Origin of the sequence: Sorangium sp. So ce693, assembly GCF_051521375.1 — a bacterium.
Classification (GTDB): Bacteria; Myxococcota_A; Polyangia; order Polyangiales; family Polyangiaceae; genus Sorangium; species Sorangium atrum.
This window is the reverse complement of sequence record NZ_CP150347.1, coordinates 11,173,714-11,190,693: the sequence shown is the minus strand read 5'-3', so window position 1 is coordinate 11,190,693 and position 16,980 is coordinate 11,173,714. Positions and strand designations below refer to the sequence as shown.

9 protein-coding genes are annotated in these 16,980 nt (G+C 71.8%); 6 read left to right on the top strand and 3 right to left on the bottom strand.

The features are described from left to right. The first annotated feature begins 153 nt into the window (after positions 1 to 153). Positions 154 to 1,449, top strand: coding sequence for a phosphopyruvate hydratase (gene eno, locus WMF14_RS41745; RefSeq protein ID WP_437325518.1), 1,296 nt, complete (start codon positions 154 to 156; stop codon positions 1,447 to 1,449). 185 nt (positions 1,450 to 1,634) lie between these two features. On the opposite strand, the gene WMF14_RS41740 is transcribed toward eno, so the two are convergent. Further along, positions 1,635 to 2,009: an RNA recognition motif domain-containing protein gene (locus WMF14_RS41740; protein ID WP_437742042.1), complete on the bottom strand. Its 375-nt coding sequence runs from the start codon at positions 2,007 to 2,009 to the stop codon at positions 1,635 to 1,637. Between the two features lie 481 nt (positions 2,010 to 2,490). On the opposite strand from WMF14_RS41740, the gene WMF14_RS41735 reads away from it, so the two are divergent. Further along, complete coding sequence (locus tag WMF14_RS41735) at positions 2,491 to 4,455, top strand: hypothetical protein (protein ID WP_437795853.1); 1,965 nt, start codon at positions 2,491 to 2,493, stop codon at positions 4,453 to 4,455. A 37-nt stretch (positions 4,456 to 4,492) separates the two neighbouring features. Here WMF14_RS41735 and WMF14_RS41730 read toward each other — a convergent pair whose 3' ends face one another. Beyond that, entirely contained in the window at positions 4,493 to 5,617 is a 1,125-nt protein-coding gene (locus WMF14_RS41730) for a S8 family serine peptidase (RefSeq protein ID WP_437795850.1), read from the bottom strand. Positions 5,618 to 5,748: 131 nt separating this feature from the next. Here WMF14_RS41730 and WMF14_RS41725 point away from each other — a divergent pair, with 131 nt between their 5' ends. After that, on the top strand, positions 5,749 to 6,081 hold the full coding sequence (locus WMF14_RS41725) for a hypothetical protein (RefSeq protein WP_437795847.1): 333 nt from the start codon (positions 5,749 to 5,751) through the stop codon (positions 6,079 to 6,081). Positions 6,082 to 6,177: 96 nt separating this feature from the next. Here WMF14_RS41725 and WMF14_RS41720 read toward each other — a convergent pair whose 3' ends face one another. Beyond that, a complete protein-coding gene (locus tag WMF14_RS41720; RefSeq protein ID WP_437795845.1) occupies positions 6,178 to 7,038 on the bottom strand; it encodes a fibro-slime domain-containing protein in 861 nt (286 codons plus the stop codon). 649 nt (positions 7,039 to 7,687) lie between these two features. On the opposite strand from WMF14_RS41720, the gene WMF14_RS41715 reads away from it, so the two are divergent. From WMF14_RS41715 to WMF14_RS41705, 3 genes are all read left to right on the top strand, one after another. Beyond that, on the top strand, positions 7,688 to 9,154 hold the full coding sequence (locus WMF14_RS41715; RefSeq protein WP_437795842.1) for a YncE family protein: 1,467 nt from the start codon (positions 7,688 to 7,690) through the stop codon (positions 9,152 to 9,154). Beyond that, positions 9,151 to 10,575, top strand: coding sequence for a YncE family protein (locus tag WMF14_RS41710; protein ID WP_272102349.1), 1,425 nt, complete (start codon positions 9,151 to 9,153; stop codon positions 10,573 to 10,575). The genes WMF14_RS41715 and WMF14_RS41710 overlap by 4 nt, the downstream gene beginning before the upstream one ends. 461 nt (positions 10,576 to 11,036) lie before the next feature. Then, positions 11,037 to 16,775: an AAA family ATPase gene (locus tag WMF14_RS41705; RefSeq protein ID WP_437795839.1), complete on the top strand. Its 5,739-nt coding sequence runs from the start codon at positions 11,037 to 11,039 to the stop codon at positions 16,773 to 16,775. Positions 16,776 to 16,980 lie beyond the last annotated feature (205 nt).

Below are 16,980 nucleotides of genomic sequence, written 5' to 3'. Positions count from 1 at the left end.
CACCGTCGACGGTGGCGCCGGGCCGCGCCGTGCGCCGCGGGTGCACCGGAGCGTCGACATCCGGGGAGGGCCGTGCCTATGCTCCGCCCGCTTCTCGAGCCCCCTTCGAGAGCAGCCGGGGTCGCGCGAAGGCGACCCCCTTGAGGAGAGGTCATGTCGGAGATCCAGAGCGTCATCGCGCGCGAAGTCATCGATTCGCGCGGCAACCCCACCGTCGAAGCCGAGGTCACCACGCTGAGCGGCACGGGCCGCGCGGCCGTGCCGAGCGGCGCGTCGACCGGCGAGCACGAGGCCGTCGAACTCAGGGACGGCGACAAGAAGCGCTTCCTCGGCAAGGGCGTCCTCACCGCGGTGAAGAACATCGAGACCGTCCTCGGTCCGGCCGTCCTCGGGATGGATGCGCTCGACCAGGCCGAGCTCGACAAGGTGCTCATCCAGGCCGACGGCTCCCCCAACAAGTCGAAGCTCGGCGCCAACGCCATCCTCGCCGTCTCGATGGCCGCCGCCCGCGCCGCCGCGGACACGGTCGACCTGCCGCTCTGGCGCTACCTCGGCGGCGCCGCGGCGCGCGTCCTCCCGACGCCGCTCATGAACATCCTGAACGGCGGCGTGCACGCCGACAACGGCCTCGAGATCCAGGAGTTCATGATCGTCCCCTACGGTGCCGAGTCGTTCGCCGAGGCGCTGCGCACGGGCGCCGAGATCTTCCACACGCTGAAGGGCCTTCTCAAGAAGGACGGCATGGTCACGGCCGTCGGCGACGAGGGCGGCTTCGCCCCGCGCCTCCCGTCGAACCGGGCGGCGCTCGAGTACGTCGTGCGCGCCATCGAGGCCGCCGGCCACCGCCCGGGCGAGGACGTCGGCGTCGCGCTCGACTCGGCGCTCAGCGAGTTCTATGACGCGAAGACCGAGCGGTACACCTTCGACAAGCAGTCGAAGACCCGCGAGGAGATCGTCGCCATCTACGACGAGCTCGCGAAGGCGTTCCCGATCGTGTCGATCGAGGATGGCGTCGCCGAGAACGACGAGAAGGGCTGGCGCCTGCTCACCGAGCGCCTCGGCAAGAAGGTCCAGCTCGTCGGCGACGACCTCTTCGTGACGAACCCTGCGCGCCTCGCGAAGGGCATCGAGGACGGCCTCGCCAACGCCATCCTCATCAAGCTGAACCAGATCGGCACCGTCACCGAGACCCTCGACTGCATCCGCCAGGCGGCCGAGGGCGGCTACCGGTCGATCATCTCCCACCGCTCGGGCGAGACCGAGGACACGTTCATCGCCGACCTCGCGGTCGCGACGAACGCGGGCCAGATCAAGACCGGCTCCGCGTCCCGCTCGGATCGCGTCGCGAAGTACAACCAGCTGCTCCGGATCTCGTACGCGCTCGGCGACGGCCAGGTCTTCGCCGGCCGCGCGCCGTTCCGCCGCCCCGGGGCGAAGCGCTCCAGCTAGTCCCACCCGCCAGGAGTCCGGCCAGGGTGGCCGGGCTCCTGCGCGGGTCGCCGCGCCCTCGCGCTGGCGTTCCTTGCTTTATTTGCTGGGGGATTCCCCTGCGCGCCGCGCCCCGGCGTCCGTGGTCGCGGCGGCGAGAGGCCCCGCGCGGCGCTGAGCGCGCCGCCGGGGTCGACCTTGCAGCGCTACCAGCGGTCGCGCCCGCCACCCCCGCGGCCACCGCCGCGCCCGCCGCCGCCCCCTCCACGGCCGCCGCCGCCGCCGCCACCCCCGCGGAAGCCACCGCCGCCGCCGCCGCCGCCGGGGCCGCCGGTGCGCTCACGCGCCTCGTTGACCGTCAGGGTACGGCCGTCGAGGTCCTTGCCGTGCAGCGCATTGATGGCCGCCTGCGCCTGGGCATCGCTGACCTCGACGAACCCGAACCCGCGCGACTGCCCGGTCATGCGGTCCGTCATCAACTGAATCGAGAGCACCTCGACGCCGGCCCCTTCGAACGCGGTGCGCAGGCTGTCTTCCGTCGAATGGAACGCCAGGTTCCCCACATAAAGCCGCTTGCTCATGTCTGCCGCCAATCCCGTTGCACGATCCCCGCTTCCCTCGCGGACGGCCCGGATCGTGCCGCGGGCCGCACGCGAAAACGCTCCCCGACGACCGGCCGTCACCCCACGTTCGGACGAGGCAACCACGTTGCAGCAGGCGGCCGGATCAGAGGTCGAGGACGAACGAGCCTTGAGGCGCTCCGGAAGCTACCGGCCGGCGACGGGGTACGCAAGGTATTCCCCCAGGCTGGCCGCGTCTGCCTGTTCATGACCGCGCGTCGGGCGTCGGGCGTCGGGCGGCGAGCGGCGGCGGCGGGCGGCGCGCGACAGCGCGCACCCGCGTCGGGATACGGCGTGCGCCTCGTGCCGCGATGCTCCGTGCGATGTGGACGAACAGGGCTCCGGGCCCTCTTCCAACCGTTCGTGCTTGAAGGCTCGGCGAGCCGGCCGTCAGATCGGCATGGTACCCTGCCGGTTCGGAGCTCGACTTGGAGGTCAGATCATGAGGCCACGCGTGTTCTCGGCGGGGGCGGGCCCGCGCACGGTGAATCGAGGGGCGCTCCTCCTCGCCTTGGCGACGGCGATCGCGGCCTCCGCGGCGGCGTGCTCCTCGGGCGACGGCGCCGGCGCGTCGGCGGGCATGTCGGCGGGCGGGGCGCAGGGCGGCGGCGGCTCCTCGGGCAGCGGCGCCGTGGAGGGGCTCGTCTCGCTGCGCGTCGAGCCGGGCGCCGCCTCGGTCGCGCTCGCCTACGGCGAGTCCGCCGTCGTGCAGCTCGCGGCGATCGGCCGCTTCCAGGACGGCTCCGAGCGCGACGTCACGGCGCAGGTCAGCTGGGGGACCAGCGACCTCTTCGCCCGCGTGGACGCCGGCGAGCTCACGACCGCCTCGCCCGGCCGCGTCCGGGTGATCGCCGCCGACGGGCCCCTCACGGCGAGCGCCGACGTCACCGTGAAGCTCGCCGGCACCGTCGCGCTGCCCGGAGCTCCCCCCGGCGCGAGCGCCGCGCTCGACGGCGCGCCCGACGCGGCGAGCGCCCCCGCGATCGCCTATCCCCTCGACGGCGCGCTCTTCCCGTCGAACATCGGCGAGGTCGAGGTCCACGTGCGCAAGGGCAGCGCCGGGCAGCGCGTCGGCCGGATCGAGATGGTGGGTGATTTCATCGATCTGAGGTTGGTCGGCGCCTGCGAGCCGCTGCCGGACGAAGGCGGGTGCGCGATGGCGCTCCCCGCGGAGGTGGTCCCGATGCTCGTGCGCACGAGCGAGGGCGAGGTGATGGAGACGCGCGTCCGCCTCGCCGCCGAGGACGGGGCCGAGCTCGGGGAGAGCGCGGCGATCGACGTCCGGTGGGCGAGCGCGGCGCTCTCCGGCGGCCTGTACTACTGGCGCACCGACGGGACCACGCTCCAGTCGGCCGCCATCTACCGCTACGATCTCGACGACGCGGCGAGCCCGCCCGAGCTGTTCTGGGAGAACGAGCAGTCGCCGCCGCTGGCGAACGGGCAGGAGATGCCCTGCATGGGCTGCCACGCCCTGGCGCAGGCCGGCGACAAGATGGCGCTCACCTTCGGCGGCAGCGGCCCGTCCTCGTTCGCGCTGGTGGACGTCGCGACCGCGGACATCATCGCCCTCCGCAACACCGACGCCGCCGGATTCGCCACGATGACCACGTTCTCGCCGGACGGCGAGCTCATGGTCAACGCCTTCCGCGGCGCGCTGACGCTCCGCCGCGCGGACGAGACGCTCGAGGCGCTCGGCGATCTGTTCTCCGACGAGGGCGAGCGGCTGACGCAGCCGTTCTGGTCGCCGGACGGCAAGCACCTCGCCTTCGTCGCGTGGCAGCCGGGGGAGAACGGCGCGGGCGACGAGCTCTACGGCGACACGGTCCGGGGCGCGCAGATCCTGATCGCGCGCTCGGACGGGGCGGGCGCGTTCGAGGCGCCGCGGGCCCTCGTGCCGCGCGCGCAGGACAGGAGCCATTACTATCCCGCCATCTCGGACGACGGCGCCTTCGTCGTGTTCAACACGTCGCGTTGCGACGGGCCGCCCGGCAACGGGCCTTACGGCAACGATCCGTGCGACACCTATGACGACAACTCCGCGCGGCTCCAGATCATCCCGGTCGAGGGGGGCGCGCCCGTCGATCTCGCCCGGGCGAACGGCGACGACACCTGGGCGAACTCGTGGCCGCGCTTCGGGCCGAGCCACGACACCTACCGTGGCAAGAACCTTTACTGGGTCGCGTTCTCGTCGCGGCGCCCCTACGGCCTGCGCCTCGTCGGGTCGAGCGACGGCACGACCACGCCGCAGCTCTGGTTCGCGGCCGTGACGCTCTCGCCGGGAGGGGCGCAGGGCGGCGACCCGAGCTTCGCGCCGGTGTGGATGCCCCGGCAGAACGACGACATGGCCCATCCGACCGGCAACCATATCCCGCAATGGGCCGAGAAGGCGCTCCCCGTGCCGCAGTGAGCGAGGCAGGAGAGGGGCTCGCCGCCGGGCCTCCCGCTCAGGCGGCGCGCGCGGCGGCCACGGCGGCGCGGGGCTGCACGACGCCGAAGCCCTGCCGCTCCGCCGCGATGCCGGGCAGCCCGCGCGCGGTCTTCATCAGGATGCGCCGGCATTGCTGCGGGGAGAGGCGCGGGTTCGCCTCGAGCATCTGCGCCACGACGCTGCTCACGATCGGCGCGGCGAAGCTCGTCCCGTCCACGTGTTTGTAATGGCCGGAGATCACCTTCTGATCGCGCAGCTTGGCCGCCGCGAGCTGGCGCACGAGGTACGGCTCGCGGCCGGCGATGGCGTCGAGGTCCGGATCGACGCACGCGTGCTCGACGAGCAGCCCGGGCAGCTCCTCGTCCAGGGCGCTGTCGAGCAGCGAGAGGAGCTGCGCCTGCGCCGCGGTCGGCGTCCCGGGCAGGATGGGCGCCGCCAGCCAGATCGCCGGCGCGATGATCTCCGGCTTCTGCAGCCCGTCGAGGGTGAGTCCGTACGAAGAGTGGTAGTTCCACGTCTGCTCTCCTGCGCCGCCGTCGTCGAGCCCCCCGACGGCGATGACGCTCGGCGCGCTCGCCGGCGGCAGGACGCGGTGCCCCGGGTCGTGCCCTGCGTTGCCCGCGGCGGCCACGACGACGATGCCGTGCCGGGTCGCCTCGTCGGCGGCGCGCGACAGGCTCCCGGTCAGGTACGACTCCTCGTAATCGCCTCCACAGGAGATGTTGAGCACACGGATCCCGTACTGCTCGCGGTGCGCGATCACCCATTCGATGCCGCGCCGGATGTCGTCGTGGACGATGCGGTGGGCGAAGCCGACCTTGACCAGCACGAGGTTCGCCTCCCAGGCGAGCCCGCGGAAGCGCCCGTCGGAGAGCGCGCCGTTCCCGGCGGCGACCACCGAGGTCATCATGCCGTGCCACGACGAGGCGTCCCCGTGCTCGAGCGCCGACGGCCCCGCCTCGGGCGCGAAGAGATCGTGGTAGGCGAGGACGCGGTTCCGGGGCGTTGTGAGGTCCGGGTGGGCGTAAAAGCCGGAGTCGAGGAAGGCGATGGTGACGCCGCGGCCGGCGTAGCCAGGGTCCGCGTGGAGCCGGTCCGCGATGGGCAGGATACGCCTGGGGTCGAGGTCGCTCGGAGGCATCGGCGGGACACTGTTTCACCGTTCCGCCGCCCCCGCCCGCGGGAACTCCGCGCGAGCCCGCCCGCTCGTCCGGCGGACGCATGCGGCGCGCCGTCTGGACGGGCGCGCGCCGCTCCGGCAGGCTCGGGCGCATGAGGTCGTTCATCGCGACGATGGTGTATGAGCTCCACCCGGACACGCCCCCGGAAGCGAGGAAGCTCCTCCGGGCGCACCTCGTCGGCAGGCGCTGGCAGGACAGGCACGAGGGCGCGGCGATGCCGTCGACGGCGGTCTGGATCCGCCGCTCCGCGGAGGATCACGAGACGACCGACGACCTGCACGCCGCGTGCGCGCGCGACCTCGGCGACGCGGTGGCCGCCGTGGCGCGGGCGGGGCGGTCGATCCAGGTGGTGCGCGCGTGGATCCAGATCAGCGGCGCAGGGACGTACGGGCTCGTCACGGTGCCGAGGCCGGCGGAAGGCTGAGCGCGCGGCGGGAGGCGCGCTCTGCCGCGGCGCTTCGGTAGGCTCGGACGGTTCGAAGGGAGGCGACGACGGCTCGGCGCGCGCCCCTCGCCGGCGTCAGTTGACCTGGATGCCGCAGTTGAGGAACTCGATCGAGGTGTCGATCCGGAAGTGGGAGTCGGTCACGTGGCGCTCGGCAAAGAAGAAGTCGAGCTGATACGTCTTCCCGATCTCGAGCCCGAGCTCGTCGAGGTCGACGACCTCGAGCTCCTCGGCGTGGATGCCCCCGAGGTCGACCACCTTCTTCCCGTTGATGAACGTGAAGACGTCGTCGTCGCCGGCGAACGTGAACTGTTCGCCGCCCTTGTACTCGAAGCCCATGTGCATCTCGAAGGTGAAATGGTAGTTGTGCGGCCGCCCCTCGTTGCCGTACAGCGCCTCGTCGATCGGGAAGAACTCCCGGTTGTTGTACGTCCACACGCCGTCGCCTTCGGGGTCCTCGAACTGCAGCGTGAGGTTCATCGGCATGTTCACGCCCTCGGTGTCGCGGAACCACACGTCGAAGTTCTCCTTGCCGGTCGTGGTCATGGTGCCTTCGGCCCCGCCGCCATAGACGGGCTTCAGGTCCGCTCCGAGGGTGTCCGTGACGATCATGTGATCGTCGCAGTTGATGCACTTGCCCTCGTCTTGCGGCTCCATGTCGGGGTGCGCCTCCTGGAAGTCGCGCACCCGGCCGGTGAACTTGCCGTCGCACGACTTGCCGGTTTCCTGGTCCCCCCCGGGGTTCCCGCCGACACCGCTGCTGCCGACGCTGGGGTTGACCGAGCCGAAGCTGTCATCGTAGCCGCCCGTCCCGGTGGGCCCACCGGTCCCGCCGGGCCCGCCCGTCCCGCCGGGCCCAGCTGCCTGCGACGACGTATCGCCTCCGCTGCTGTTCCCCTGATTGTCCACCGCGCTGCACGCACTCAGCACACCCATAAGCGCAAGCGCCGCCACGCACCCAGCCGTCTTTTTCATCGCCAACCTCGTGTTAAGAACGCCGTCCCAAGACCCCTGCGGCAAATTAGCATGATAACGTCCTCCCGGCGTGCTGACGTGGTGCGTTATCTGGTGGAATTGCACCCGGCAAATGTGCCTATTCTTTTGATGGCGCTGGCATTTTCTTTCGGCGGTGTTCGTCGGACGAGTCATGGCGCACAGGCGCCCCGGGAGCGGGGAGCACGTCAATTCGGCGATACCGACGCTTCGGCTACCCGGCGTCCGCCGGCCGACTCCCGAGCTGACGTCCGCCGGCCGACTCCCGAGCTGACGGCCACAACCATGTTCCCCTCGGCTGCGCCGGCGACCCTCGCCCGCCGCGCGAGGCGCCTTTCGCGGCGGTGGGATCTCCAGCCACGTCGTTTCGTCCACGGCGCGGGTCGTTCGTGGCTTGGGCCACGTCGCCGGAGCGGCTGCGCCGGCACGAGGGGCTCGACTTCCGGGCACGCTCGGGTTACGCGAGGACCGCTCGTCACGGACACGGAAGAGACGCAGGTGCGCAGTGGACCACGAGACGCGGAGCGATATCGAGCCCGGCTCCAGCCACGCTGATGCGCGGGAGGCTCGCCACGCCGCCGAGGCGAGCCCGGTGCCTGTCCCGTGGACGGAGCCGCTGCCCCGGCGATCGACCGGCGCCGGCGCCGGCCAGGCGGTCTGTCCAGTCTGCCTCGAGCGCATCGCCGCCGGGGTCGCCCTCTGCCCCGAGTGCGGGGAGCCGCCCGACGCGCCCAGGCGGCCAGCGACGGCGCCTTCGATCCCCGATGCCCCCAAGGACGCGAGTTGGCTCGCCCTCCACTGGCGCCCGCTCGTCACGATCGGCGCGATCCTGGGGCTCATCAGCACCGGCGGCGCGCTCCGCTACCTGGCGCCCCACCGGTTCGCGCCGTCCCGGGCCGCGTCGCCTGTCGCTCCCCCGGCTCCGGTGTGCGGGGCGCCGTGCTGGAGCGGTGAGTCGTGCCAGCTCGGCCGCTGCGTCTGGCAGCGCCCGAACGACGTCGGCCACCTGGCCGACGAGCATGCGCCCTCGATCGCCGGGCCCTTTTCGCTCCCCAAGGACGCGCTCGACGCGCTCCCGCTCGACCGCGACCGCTTCGTGGTCGCGCTGTCCGCCGGCCTGGAGGTGCGCAGCTCCCGGACCGGCGAGGCGCTGAGCCTCGTCTCCGAGGCGCCCCACGTCCGGCGCCTGCACCGCGTGGGCGATGTCGTCTACGCGACCGCGCCCTCGCGCATCTACGTGATCGACGCCGCCACGACGCGGCTGCTCAAGACGATCGAGCTCGGCGAGGCCGTGGGCGACATCCAGGTCGGCGCCTCGGGCCGGCGCGCGCTCGCCTCGCTGCCGGCGGCGCACGCGGTGGCGATCCTCGCGACCGAGTACCACGCCGAGATCGAGCGCATCCAGTTCGGCGACGACGCCGTGGGCCCCGTGGCCGTGGACGACAGCGGCAGCCGGGCGATCACGACGACGGGCCAGCTCCCGCTGCCCGGCCAGCGCGAGCCGGCGGGCGGCGTCGCCTATCCGTTCGACCCGAGCCGGCTCGGCTCGGAGCAGGATCGCGTGCGCACCTCGATGGTGGGCAACCCGGCCAGCGCGCTCATGATCCCCGACGGCTCGGCGGGCTTCGTGGCCCTCCGGGCCGAGAACACCCTGGTGCCGCTCACCTGGCTCCCGTCGGGCGCGGTCCGGCAGGAGGCGCGCATCACGACGTGCCGGGAGCCGGAGCAGATCGCGCTCGTCCGGAGCGACCGGCGCGCGATCGTGCGGTGCAACGAGGGGCGGGCGATCCAGGTCTTCGATCTGTCGAAGCGCGAGCTGCTCCGCGCCGTCACGTTCCCCGGCCGCGCGCTCGACATGGCCGTCGCTCCGGACGGGGCGCAGGCGGTCGTCGCGCTGAGCGGCGACGGGGCGGGCTCGGTGGCCCTCGTCGATCTGAAGAGCTACGCGGCGAAGGTCCACCCGCTCGGCGGCGAGCCGACGCGGGTGCGGCTCGCCCCGGACGGCGGCTCGGCGCTCGCGCTCGGCGATCGCGCGAAGGTCGCATGGGTGCTGCAATGAGCGAGCGTCGCGTCCCGTGCCCGAGCTGCGGCGCGCGGATCGTCGAGGGGGCGCGCAAGTGCCGCGCCTGCAAGGGGTGGCTCGGCGAGGGCCACCGCGGCTCCGTGGGGTCGCTCTCCGGCCGCGAGCCGCGCCTGGCGCGGGCCGCGGTGACCGTGGCGAGCGGCGTCGCGGCCGTGATCATCGCCACCCTGACCAGCCTGAAGTCGCCCGTCGGGGAGGCGCCGCCGCTGACCGCGCTCGCGCCGGAGGGCGCCGCCTCGCGCGCCGCGCGCGACACGCCTGACGACGCGCCGGACCCCGCGGCGTTCGGCCCCGACGCCGCCGAGCCCGCGCCGCCCCCGGCGGAGCAGAAGGGCCGCTGGCGCGCCCGCGAGTTCCGGATCGGGGACGTGCACCCGCTCGACGTGGTCTTCAACCCGAGCGGCGCGTCGATCTACGTCAGCGCCGACGACGCCTCGCTGCGCGAGTACAAGCTCCAGAGCGGCGAGCTCATCCACAAGGCGTCGATGCCGGCGCAGGGCGACCACATCCGGCTCCTGTTCGACCGCTACGTCGCGGTGCTGCGGCACGAGGACGCCGCGCGGATCCCGGTGATGGACACGACCGCGTGGGATCGCGATCCGGTCCTGCTCGACGTCGGCCGGACGCCTGGCGACATCGTGGCGCTGCCGGACGGCAGGACGGTGGTCGCGGCGACGACGGACACGAAGCGCGTGACGAAGTTCGAGCTGCCGACGGGGGTGCGGCTCGCGAACATCACGCTCCCGCACGCCACGGGGCAGCTGTTCCTCGTGCAGGCCGAGGGGCGCCCCTACATCGCGGCGCTCGGCGCGCTGACGCACGCGGGCCGGCCGGCGGGCGCGTGGATCGACCTGTTCGATCCGAGCGAGTCGCCGTTCGGCGCGACCCGGCGGAGCATCGCGGTCGGGCGCGAGCCGCGCGAGGGCGACATCACGAGGGACGGCGGCGCCGTGTTCTTCCCTGATCGGCTGTCCAACACGGCGATCCTGCTGAGCGTCGCCGGGGTGACCGAGACGAGGAAGACGCCGGTCGGCGTCGGGCCGACCGCGGGCTTTCTGCTCGACGAGGACCGGTACGGCATCACGCTCAACGCCGAGGCGCGGACCGCGAGCGTCATCGACCTCTCGACGATGGAGGTGAAGAGCACGCTCCCGCTCCGCGGGGTGCCGCTGACGGGCGTGACGTCGCCCGACCGGAAGACGCTCTTCGTGGCGCTCGGCGGGACCCAGTGGCCGCCTGTCGGCAGCGGCGTCGCGGTCATCGCGGGCGACCCGCCGCGGGTCGTCGCGTCGCTGCCCACGGGCAAGGGCGCGTGCGCCGTGGCGGTCTCGAAGGACGGCGCGCGGGCGGTTGTCGCGTCGTACTGGGACCGGTCGATCACGGTGCTCGAGCAGTAAGCCCGGCCGCGGCGGCGGGCGGCGCTCCGCGCGGAGCGCGCCCGCGGCTCCTCTGGAGGGCCGGCGTGTGACTCCGACGTTCCGCGGCGCGCGGGTGACGGACGTCTCCGGCGCCGGCCCGCCCGTCCGGTGCATCCGGCGGCCCGAGCAGCCGACCGATCGCTTCGTGAATCCCCTCCTGCCGGGCGCTGGCCGCGCAGGGACGAGCGCAGCGGGGTTGTCGTGGTATCGATAGGGTATCGATACGGGAGGGACCCGACGTTGGTGCGATGGCGGGAGCAGGGGGCGGGGGGCGCGGTGTCCGGCGGGAGCCGCGCGCGCAGGCCGATCGTGTGGCTGAGCCGTCTCGGGATGGCACACGAGCTCGGCAGCTCCGGGTTCGCCGACGATCCCGATGTTCCACCCGGCCGACCGGCGCCAGCGCTTCGAGGCGTGTCGTCCTCGCGAGGCTGCCCGAGGAGATGAGCGCTCCGTCCCCGTACACGATCACCGGGACCCTCCACGAGGGCGGCAGAACCCGCCTGCTCCGCGCGGTCCGGAGCGCCGATGGCCGCCCGGTGATCTTGAAGGTCGTCGACCCGAGGAGCGGCTGCTCGCAGGACATCGAGCGCCTCCAGCGCGAGTACACGATGGGCAAGACGCTCCGCCACGAGGCCTTCGTCGAGCCGCTCGCCCTGGAGACGTTCGAGGGGCTGCCGGCGCTCGTCATGGAGGATTTCGGCGGCGAGTCGCTCGATCGCCTCATCGTCATCGACGCGCCCATGAGCGCCGGGCGGTTCCTCGAGCTCGCGGTCCGCCTCGTCACCTGCGTGGCGGAGCTCCACCAGCGGGACATCCTCCACAAGGACCTCAAGCCCCAGAACATCCTCGTCAACGCGACCACGGGCGAGGTGAAGCTCGCCGACTTCGGTCTTGCCTCCCGGCTCCCGCGCGAGCAGCCCCCGGTGGGGACTCCACCGCTCATCGAAGGCTCCTTGCCGTACCTGTCTCCGGAGCAGACGGGGCGAATGAACCGGGCGATCGACAGCCGCGCAGATCTCTATGCGGTCGGCGTCACATTCTACCAGATGCTCACGGGGCGCCTGCCGTTCGAGGCGCGGGATCCGCTCGAGTGGGTGCATTGCCACGTCGCCCTCGCCCCGCCGCCTCCCTCCGCGGTCGTCCCGGGGGTGCCCGAGGTCCTCTCGGCGATCGTCCTGAAGCTCCTCGCCAAGATGGCGGAGGATCGCTACCAGACCGCCCGCGGCCTCAGGCACGACCTCGAGCGGTGCCTCTCGCAGCACCGAGCGTGCGGCAGGATCGAGCCGTTCTCCCTGGGCGAGCGCGACGTCTCCGGCCGCGTCCAGCTCCCGCAGAAGCTCTACGGCCGCGAGCGCGAGGTGAGCGCCTTGCGGCGCGCGTTCGAGCGCGTCGTGGACACGGGAGCCCCCGAGCTCGTCCTGGTCTCTGGCTATTCCGGCAGCGGAAAGTCGACCCTGGTTCACGAGCTCTGCAAGCCGATCATCCGGGAACGAGCCCTGTTTCTTTCGGGGAAGTTCGAACGATGCAAACGCGGCGTCCCTCACTTCGCGCTCGTCCAGGCCTTCCGGGAGGTCGTGTGCGAGATCCTCGCCGAGCCGGAGGACAGGATAGCGGCCTTCCGGCAGCGGCTGCTCGGCGCGCTCGGGCCCAACGGACAGCTCATCGTGGACGTCATTCCGCAGCTCGAGCTCGTCATCGGCCGGCAACCGCAGGTCCCTGAGCTCCCGCTGGCCGAGGCGCAGCACCGGTTCCGCGTCGTGTTCCGGAGCTTCATCGGGGCGTTCGCCCGGAAGGAGCACCCGCTCGTGCTCTTCCTCGACGATCTCCAGTGGACCAACCCCGCGAGCCTCGGGCTCCTCCATGATCTGGTGACCCACCCCGAGGTGCGCCACCTCCTCTTCGTCGGCGCGTACCGCGACAACGAGGTGACGCCCTCACACCCGCTCATGGTGGCGCTCGACAAGGCGCGAAAGGACGGCGCGCGCGTCTCGGACATCGTGCTCGGCCCGCTCTCCCGGGAGCAGCTGGGCGCGCTCGTCGGCGACGCGCTCCGCTGCCGCAGCGAGGACGCCGCGCAGCTCTCGGCCCTCGTCCACGAGAAGACGGCCGGCAACCCCTTCTTCGCTATCCAGTTCCTCACCGCGCTGCACGAGGAGCGGCTCATCGAGCTCGACGAGCGCGCCGAGATCTTTCGATGGGACGTGGCGAAGATCCGCCAAAAGGGCTTCACGGACAACGTGATCGACCTGATGGTCGGCAAGCTCGCGCGGCTCCCTCCGGGCACCCAGGAGGCGCTGAAGCACCTCGCCTGTCTCGGAAGCACCGCCGACGTCGACCTCCTCGCGATGGTCCGCGGAAGATCGGTGGAGGAGACGCACGCGGACCTCTGGGATGCCGTCCGCATGGGGCTGGTCCTGCGCAGGGACGTCTCGTACAGGTTCCTCCATGACCGGGTCCAGGAGGTCGCCTATTCGCTCATCCCCGAAGACGAGCGGCCGGCGATGCACCTCGGAGTCGGCCGGCTACTCGCGTCGCGCGCGGCGCCGGAGGAGGTCGAGGAGAAGATCTTCGAGATCGTCAATCAGCTCGACCGCGGCGCTCCGCTGATCACCTCAGGGCCGGAGCGCGAGCGGGTGGCCGAGCTCAACCTCATCGCGGGCAAGCGGGCCAGGGGATCGAACGCCTGCGTCCTGGCGCTGAGGTACCTCGCCGTCGGCAGGGCGCTGCTCCCGGAGGATTGCTGGGAGCGACGGTACGAGCTCACCTTCGAGCTCGAGCTCCATCGGGCCGAGTGCGAGTACCTCACCGGTGATCTCTCGACGGCCGAGGAGCGGCTCTCGGCGCTCTCGCGCCGCGCCGCGAGCCTCGTCGATCTGGCCTCCGTCACGTGCGTGCGCCTCGGCCTCTACACGACCATGGACCGCAGCGATCGCGGCGTCGACGTGGGCCTCGACTACCTCCGCCGCGTCGGCATCGCGTGGTCACCGCACCCCACGGACGAGGAGGTACGGAAGGAATACGAGCGAGTCTGGGAGCTGCTCGGGAGCCGTCCGGTCGAGGACCTCATCGACTCACCCCGGATGACGGACCCGGAGTGCCGCGCGATCCTCGAGGTCCTGACCCACGCGCAATCGCCGGCCCTGTTCACCGACGCGAACCTGAATTGCCTCGTCGTGATGCGCATGACGACCCTCAGCCTCCAGTGTGGCAATGGCGACGCATCATGCCTCGCGTACACCTGGTTCGGCATGCTCCTCGGGCCGCGCTTCGGCGATTACCGCATGGCCTACCGGTTCGCCAGGCTCGGCCTCGACCTCCTGGAGCGCCGCGGGGCCCTGCGCTTCAAATCCCGCGTTTACCTGGGCTTCGGGCACCGGGTCAACCCGTGGGTGAGGCACATGCGCACCGGCGTCGAGCTCCTGCGACGGGGCTTCGAGGCGGGGCAGGAGACCGGGGACCTCACGTATGCGTCGTACAACAAGAGCTGCCTGATCACGATCCTCCTCGCCGCGGGAGAGCCCCTCTGCGAGGTGCAGCGAGAGGCCGAGCGCGCGCTCGACTTCGTGCAGCGGGCGCGGTTCGGCCTCGAGGTCGACATCGTCACCGCGCAGCTCAGGCTCATCCGGGCCCTCCGGGGCCTCTTGCCCGATCCCTCCTCGTTCAACGACGCCGACTTCGACGAGCGCCGGTTCGAGCAGCGCCTGGAGGGCGATCCGCGCCTCGCGATCGCCGCCTGCTGGTACTGGATACGCAAGCTGCAGGCGCGCTTCCACGCGGGCGATCTCGACGGCTCGCTCGAGGCCGCCGAGAAGGCGCGGCCGCTCCTCTGGACGTCGGGCTCGTTCTTCGAGGTGGCCGAGTACCACTTCTATGGAGCGCTCGTGCGTGCGGCGCGCTGCCGCGCGGCGGACGCCGCCGAGCGGCGCCTGCACCTCGAGACGCTCGCCGCCCACCAGAGGCAGATCGACACCTGGGCGGAGAGCTGCCCCGAGAACTTCGGCGACCGGGCGACGCTGATCGGCGCCGAGATCGCGCGCCTCCGCGGCGCATGGGACGACGCGGCCCAGCTCTACGAGCAGGCGATCGGCGCTGCGCGCGCGAGCGGCTTTGTCCACGACGAGGCGCTGGCCTACGAGATCGCGTCGGGGTTCTACCGCGAGCGACGGTTCGAGCTGATCGCCGACACCTACCTCCGCGAGGCCCGCGCCTGCTATGTCCGCTGGGGGGCGGACGGCAAGGTCCGGCACATCGATCAGCAGAATCCGCGTCTCTGGGACGCGAGGCCGCTCGCCCCGACCGCCTCCTTCGCGGCGCGGTTCGATCAGCTCGACCAGCTCTCGATGGTCAAGGCGTCCCAGACCATCTCGGGCGAGATCGTCCTCGACAAGCTTCTCCGGACGCTGCTCACGGTGGTCCTCGAGCAGGGCGGCGCGCAGCGAGCTTGTCTCGTCCTGTATCAGGACGAGCGCCTCTCCATCGGAGCCGAGGCCCTCCTGGAGGAGAGCGGGGAGGTGAAGACCCTCCTCCCGTGCTCTTCGGATAGCGCTTCACGGCGCGTCCCCATGTCGCTCGTCCGTTACGCGCAACGAACGAAGGAGTGCGTCATCCTGAGTCCTACCGAGGCTTTCGCCGGCAAGTTCTCCGGCGACGAGTACTTCGCGCGGCACAAGCCCAGATCGGTCCTCTGCATGCCCATCCTGAGGCAGGCGGAGGTCGCAGGCCTGCTCTATCTCGAGAACGACCTCCTCGCCGGCGCGTTCCCGCCGGAGCGGCTCACCGCCCTGTCGCTGCTCGCCGCGCAGGCCGCGATCTCCCTGGAGAACGCGCGGCTCCTCTCCAAGGAGCAGGCCGCGAGGACCGGGGCCGAGGCGGCGGAGCGGCGTGCGGCCTTCCTGGCCGAGGCCGGGGAGATCCTCTCCGGGTCGCTCGATTACGAGGAGACGCTGGCGCGCATCGCGCGGCTCGCGGTGCGATCGCTCTGCGACTGGTGCATCACCGACGTCGTTGAAGGCGAGCAGATCCGGCGAAGCATCTGGGCGCACACGGATCCTGCGAAGGAACCGCTGCTCGAGCAGCTACGGCGACGGCATTCTCCTGCCCTGGATTCACCCCATCTGGCGGCCAAGGCGTTGCGGTCCGGTGAGCCGCTGCTGGTCGCCGAGTGCTGCGAGGAAGAGCTCCGGAAATACTGCGAAGACGACGAGCATGCGAGGCTCATCCGCGAGCTCGGGGTGCAGAGCGTCATCGCGGTGCCGCTCATGGCGCGGGGACGGCCGATCGGGGCGCTGAGCGTCGTTTCGTCGGCGCCGGGGCGCCGCTACGGGGAGGCCGACCTGGAACTCGTCCGGCACGTGGCGCACAGGGCCGCGCTCGCTATCGACAATGCGCGGCTGTACCGCGTTGCCCAGGAGGCCATCCGCATGCGGGACGAGTTCCTGACCGTGGCGACGCACGAGCTCAACACGCCGATGACGTCGCTCACGCTCTCGCTCGAGGCCATGGATCGGAGCCTTCGCTCGGGTCGGCCCTGCGACCAGCCGGCGATGGGCAGGCAGGTCGACCGCGCGCTGCGGCAGGCGATGCGCCTGGCCCGCCTGAACAGCGAGCTCCTCGAGGTCTCGAGGATCGACACGGATCGGGTCTCGCTCGACGTCGCGGAGGTCGACCTCGGCGCGGTCGTGCGCGACGTGATCGCGCGGTTCGAGCTCGATCTGGCGCGCGCCGGGTGCTCGGTCTCGCTGAGGACCAGCGGCCGGAACGTGGGCCTCTGGGATCGCTCCCGCGTCGACCAGATCGTCACGAACCTCGTCGCCAACGCGATCAAGTTCGGCGCGGGCAAGCCCATCGAGATCGTGCTCGGCGAGGAGGCCGGGACAACGCGGTTGTCGGTGAAGGATCACGGGATCGGCGTCGACCCGGCGCGCCAGGAGCGGATCTTCGATCGCTTCGAGCGCGCCGTGTCCGACCGGCATTACGGCGGGCTGGGGCTCGGCCTTTACATCAGCCGCCAGATCGCGGAGGCGCACGGCGGCTCGATCCGTGTCCAGAGCGCGCCCGGCGCCGGCGCCACGTTCACCGTCGAGCTCCCCGGCGCCGGACCGCCGGTGTCGCCGCGCGCGCCGGATTTTTCGAACGATTCGATAGGATCGTGCGGCTCCAGGAGGCAGCTCAGGCAGTGATGTCCTGGGATCGTTCGAGCCGTCATAACGCTCTTCTTCTTCGCGCGACCGGCTCGCCAGAGGTGGTGAGAACACCAGCCTTCGCTCTTCGCGTGGACTCCCCATCTGTTCCACGGGCCGTCGCGGCACCCGGCGATGCTTCCCCGGTTGACGCTACACGCCGTCCGCCCGATAGCTTTCGCATGCGTTCGGGGAACATCCTGGC

What these genes read in the sequence shown, in the direction of transcription:
- WMF14_RS41705 (WP_437795839.1), top strand. Translation starts at nt 11,037, where the DNA reads ATGAGCGCTCCGTCCCCGTACACGATCACCGGGACCCTCCACGAGGGC.
- WMF14_RS41720 (WP_437795845.1), bottom strand. Translation starts at nt 7,038, where the DNA reads ATGGGTGTGCTGAGTGCGTGCAGCGCGGTGGACAATCAGGGGAACAGC.
- WMF14_RS41710 (WP_272102349.1), top strand. Translation starts at nt 9,151, where the DNA reads ATGAGCGAGCGTCGCGTCCCGTGCCCGAGCTGCGGCGCGCGGATCGTC.
- WMF14_RS41730 (WP_437795850.1), bottom strand. Translation starts at nt 5,617, where the DNA reads ATGCCTCCGAGCGACCTCGACCCCAGGCGTATCCTGCCCATCGCGGAC.
- eno (WP_437325518.1), top strand. Translation starts at nt 154, where the DNA reads ATGTCGGAGATCCAGAGCGTCATCGCGCGCGAAGTCATCGATTCGCGC.
- WMF14_RS41725 (WP_437795847.1), top strand. Translation starts at nt 5,749, where the DNA reads ATGAGGTCGTTCATCGCGACGATGGTGTATGAGCTCCACCCGGACACG.
- WMF14_RS41735 (WP_437795853.1), top strand. Translation starts at nt 2,491, where the DNA reads ATGAGGCCACGCGTGTTCTCGGCGGGGGCGGGCCCGCGCACGGTGAAT.
- WMF14_RS41740 (WP_437742042.1), bottom strand. Translation starts at nt 2,009, where the DNA reads ATGAGCAAGCGGCTTTATGTGGGGAACCTGGCGTTCCATTCGACGGAA.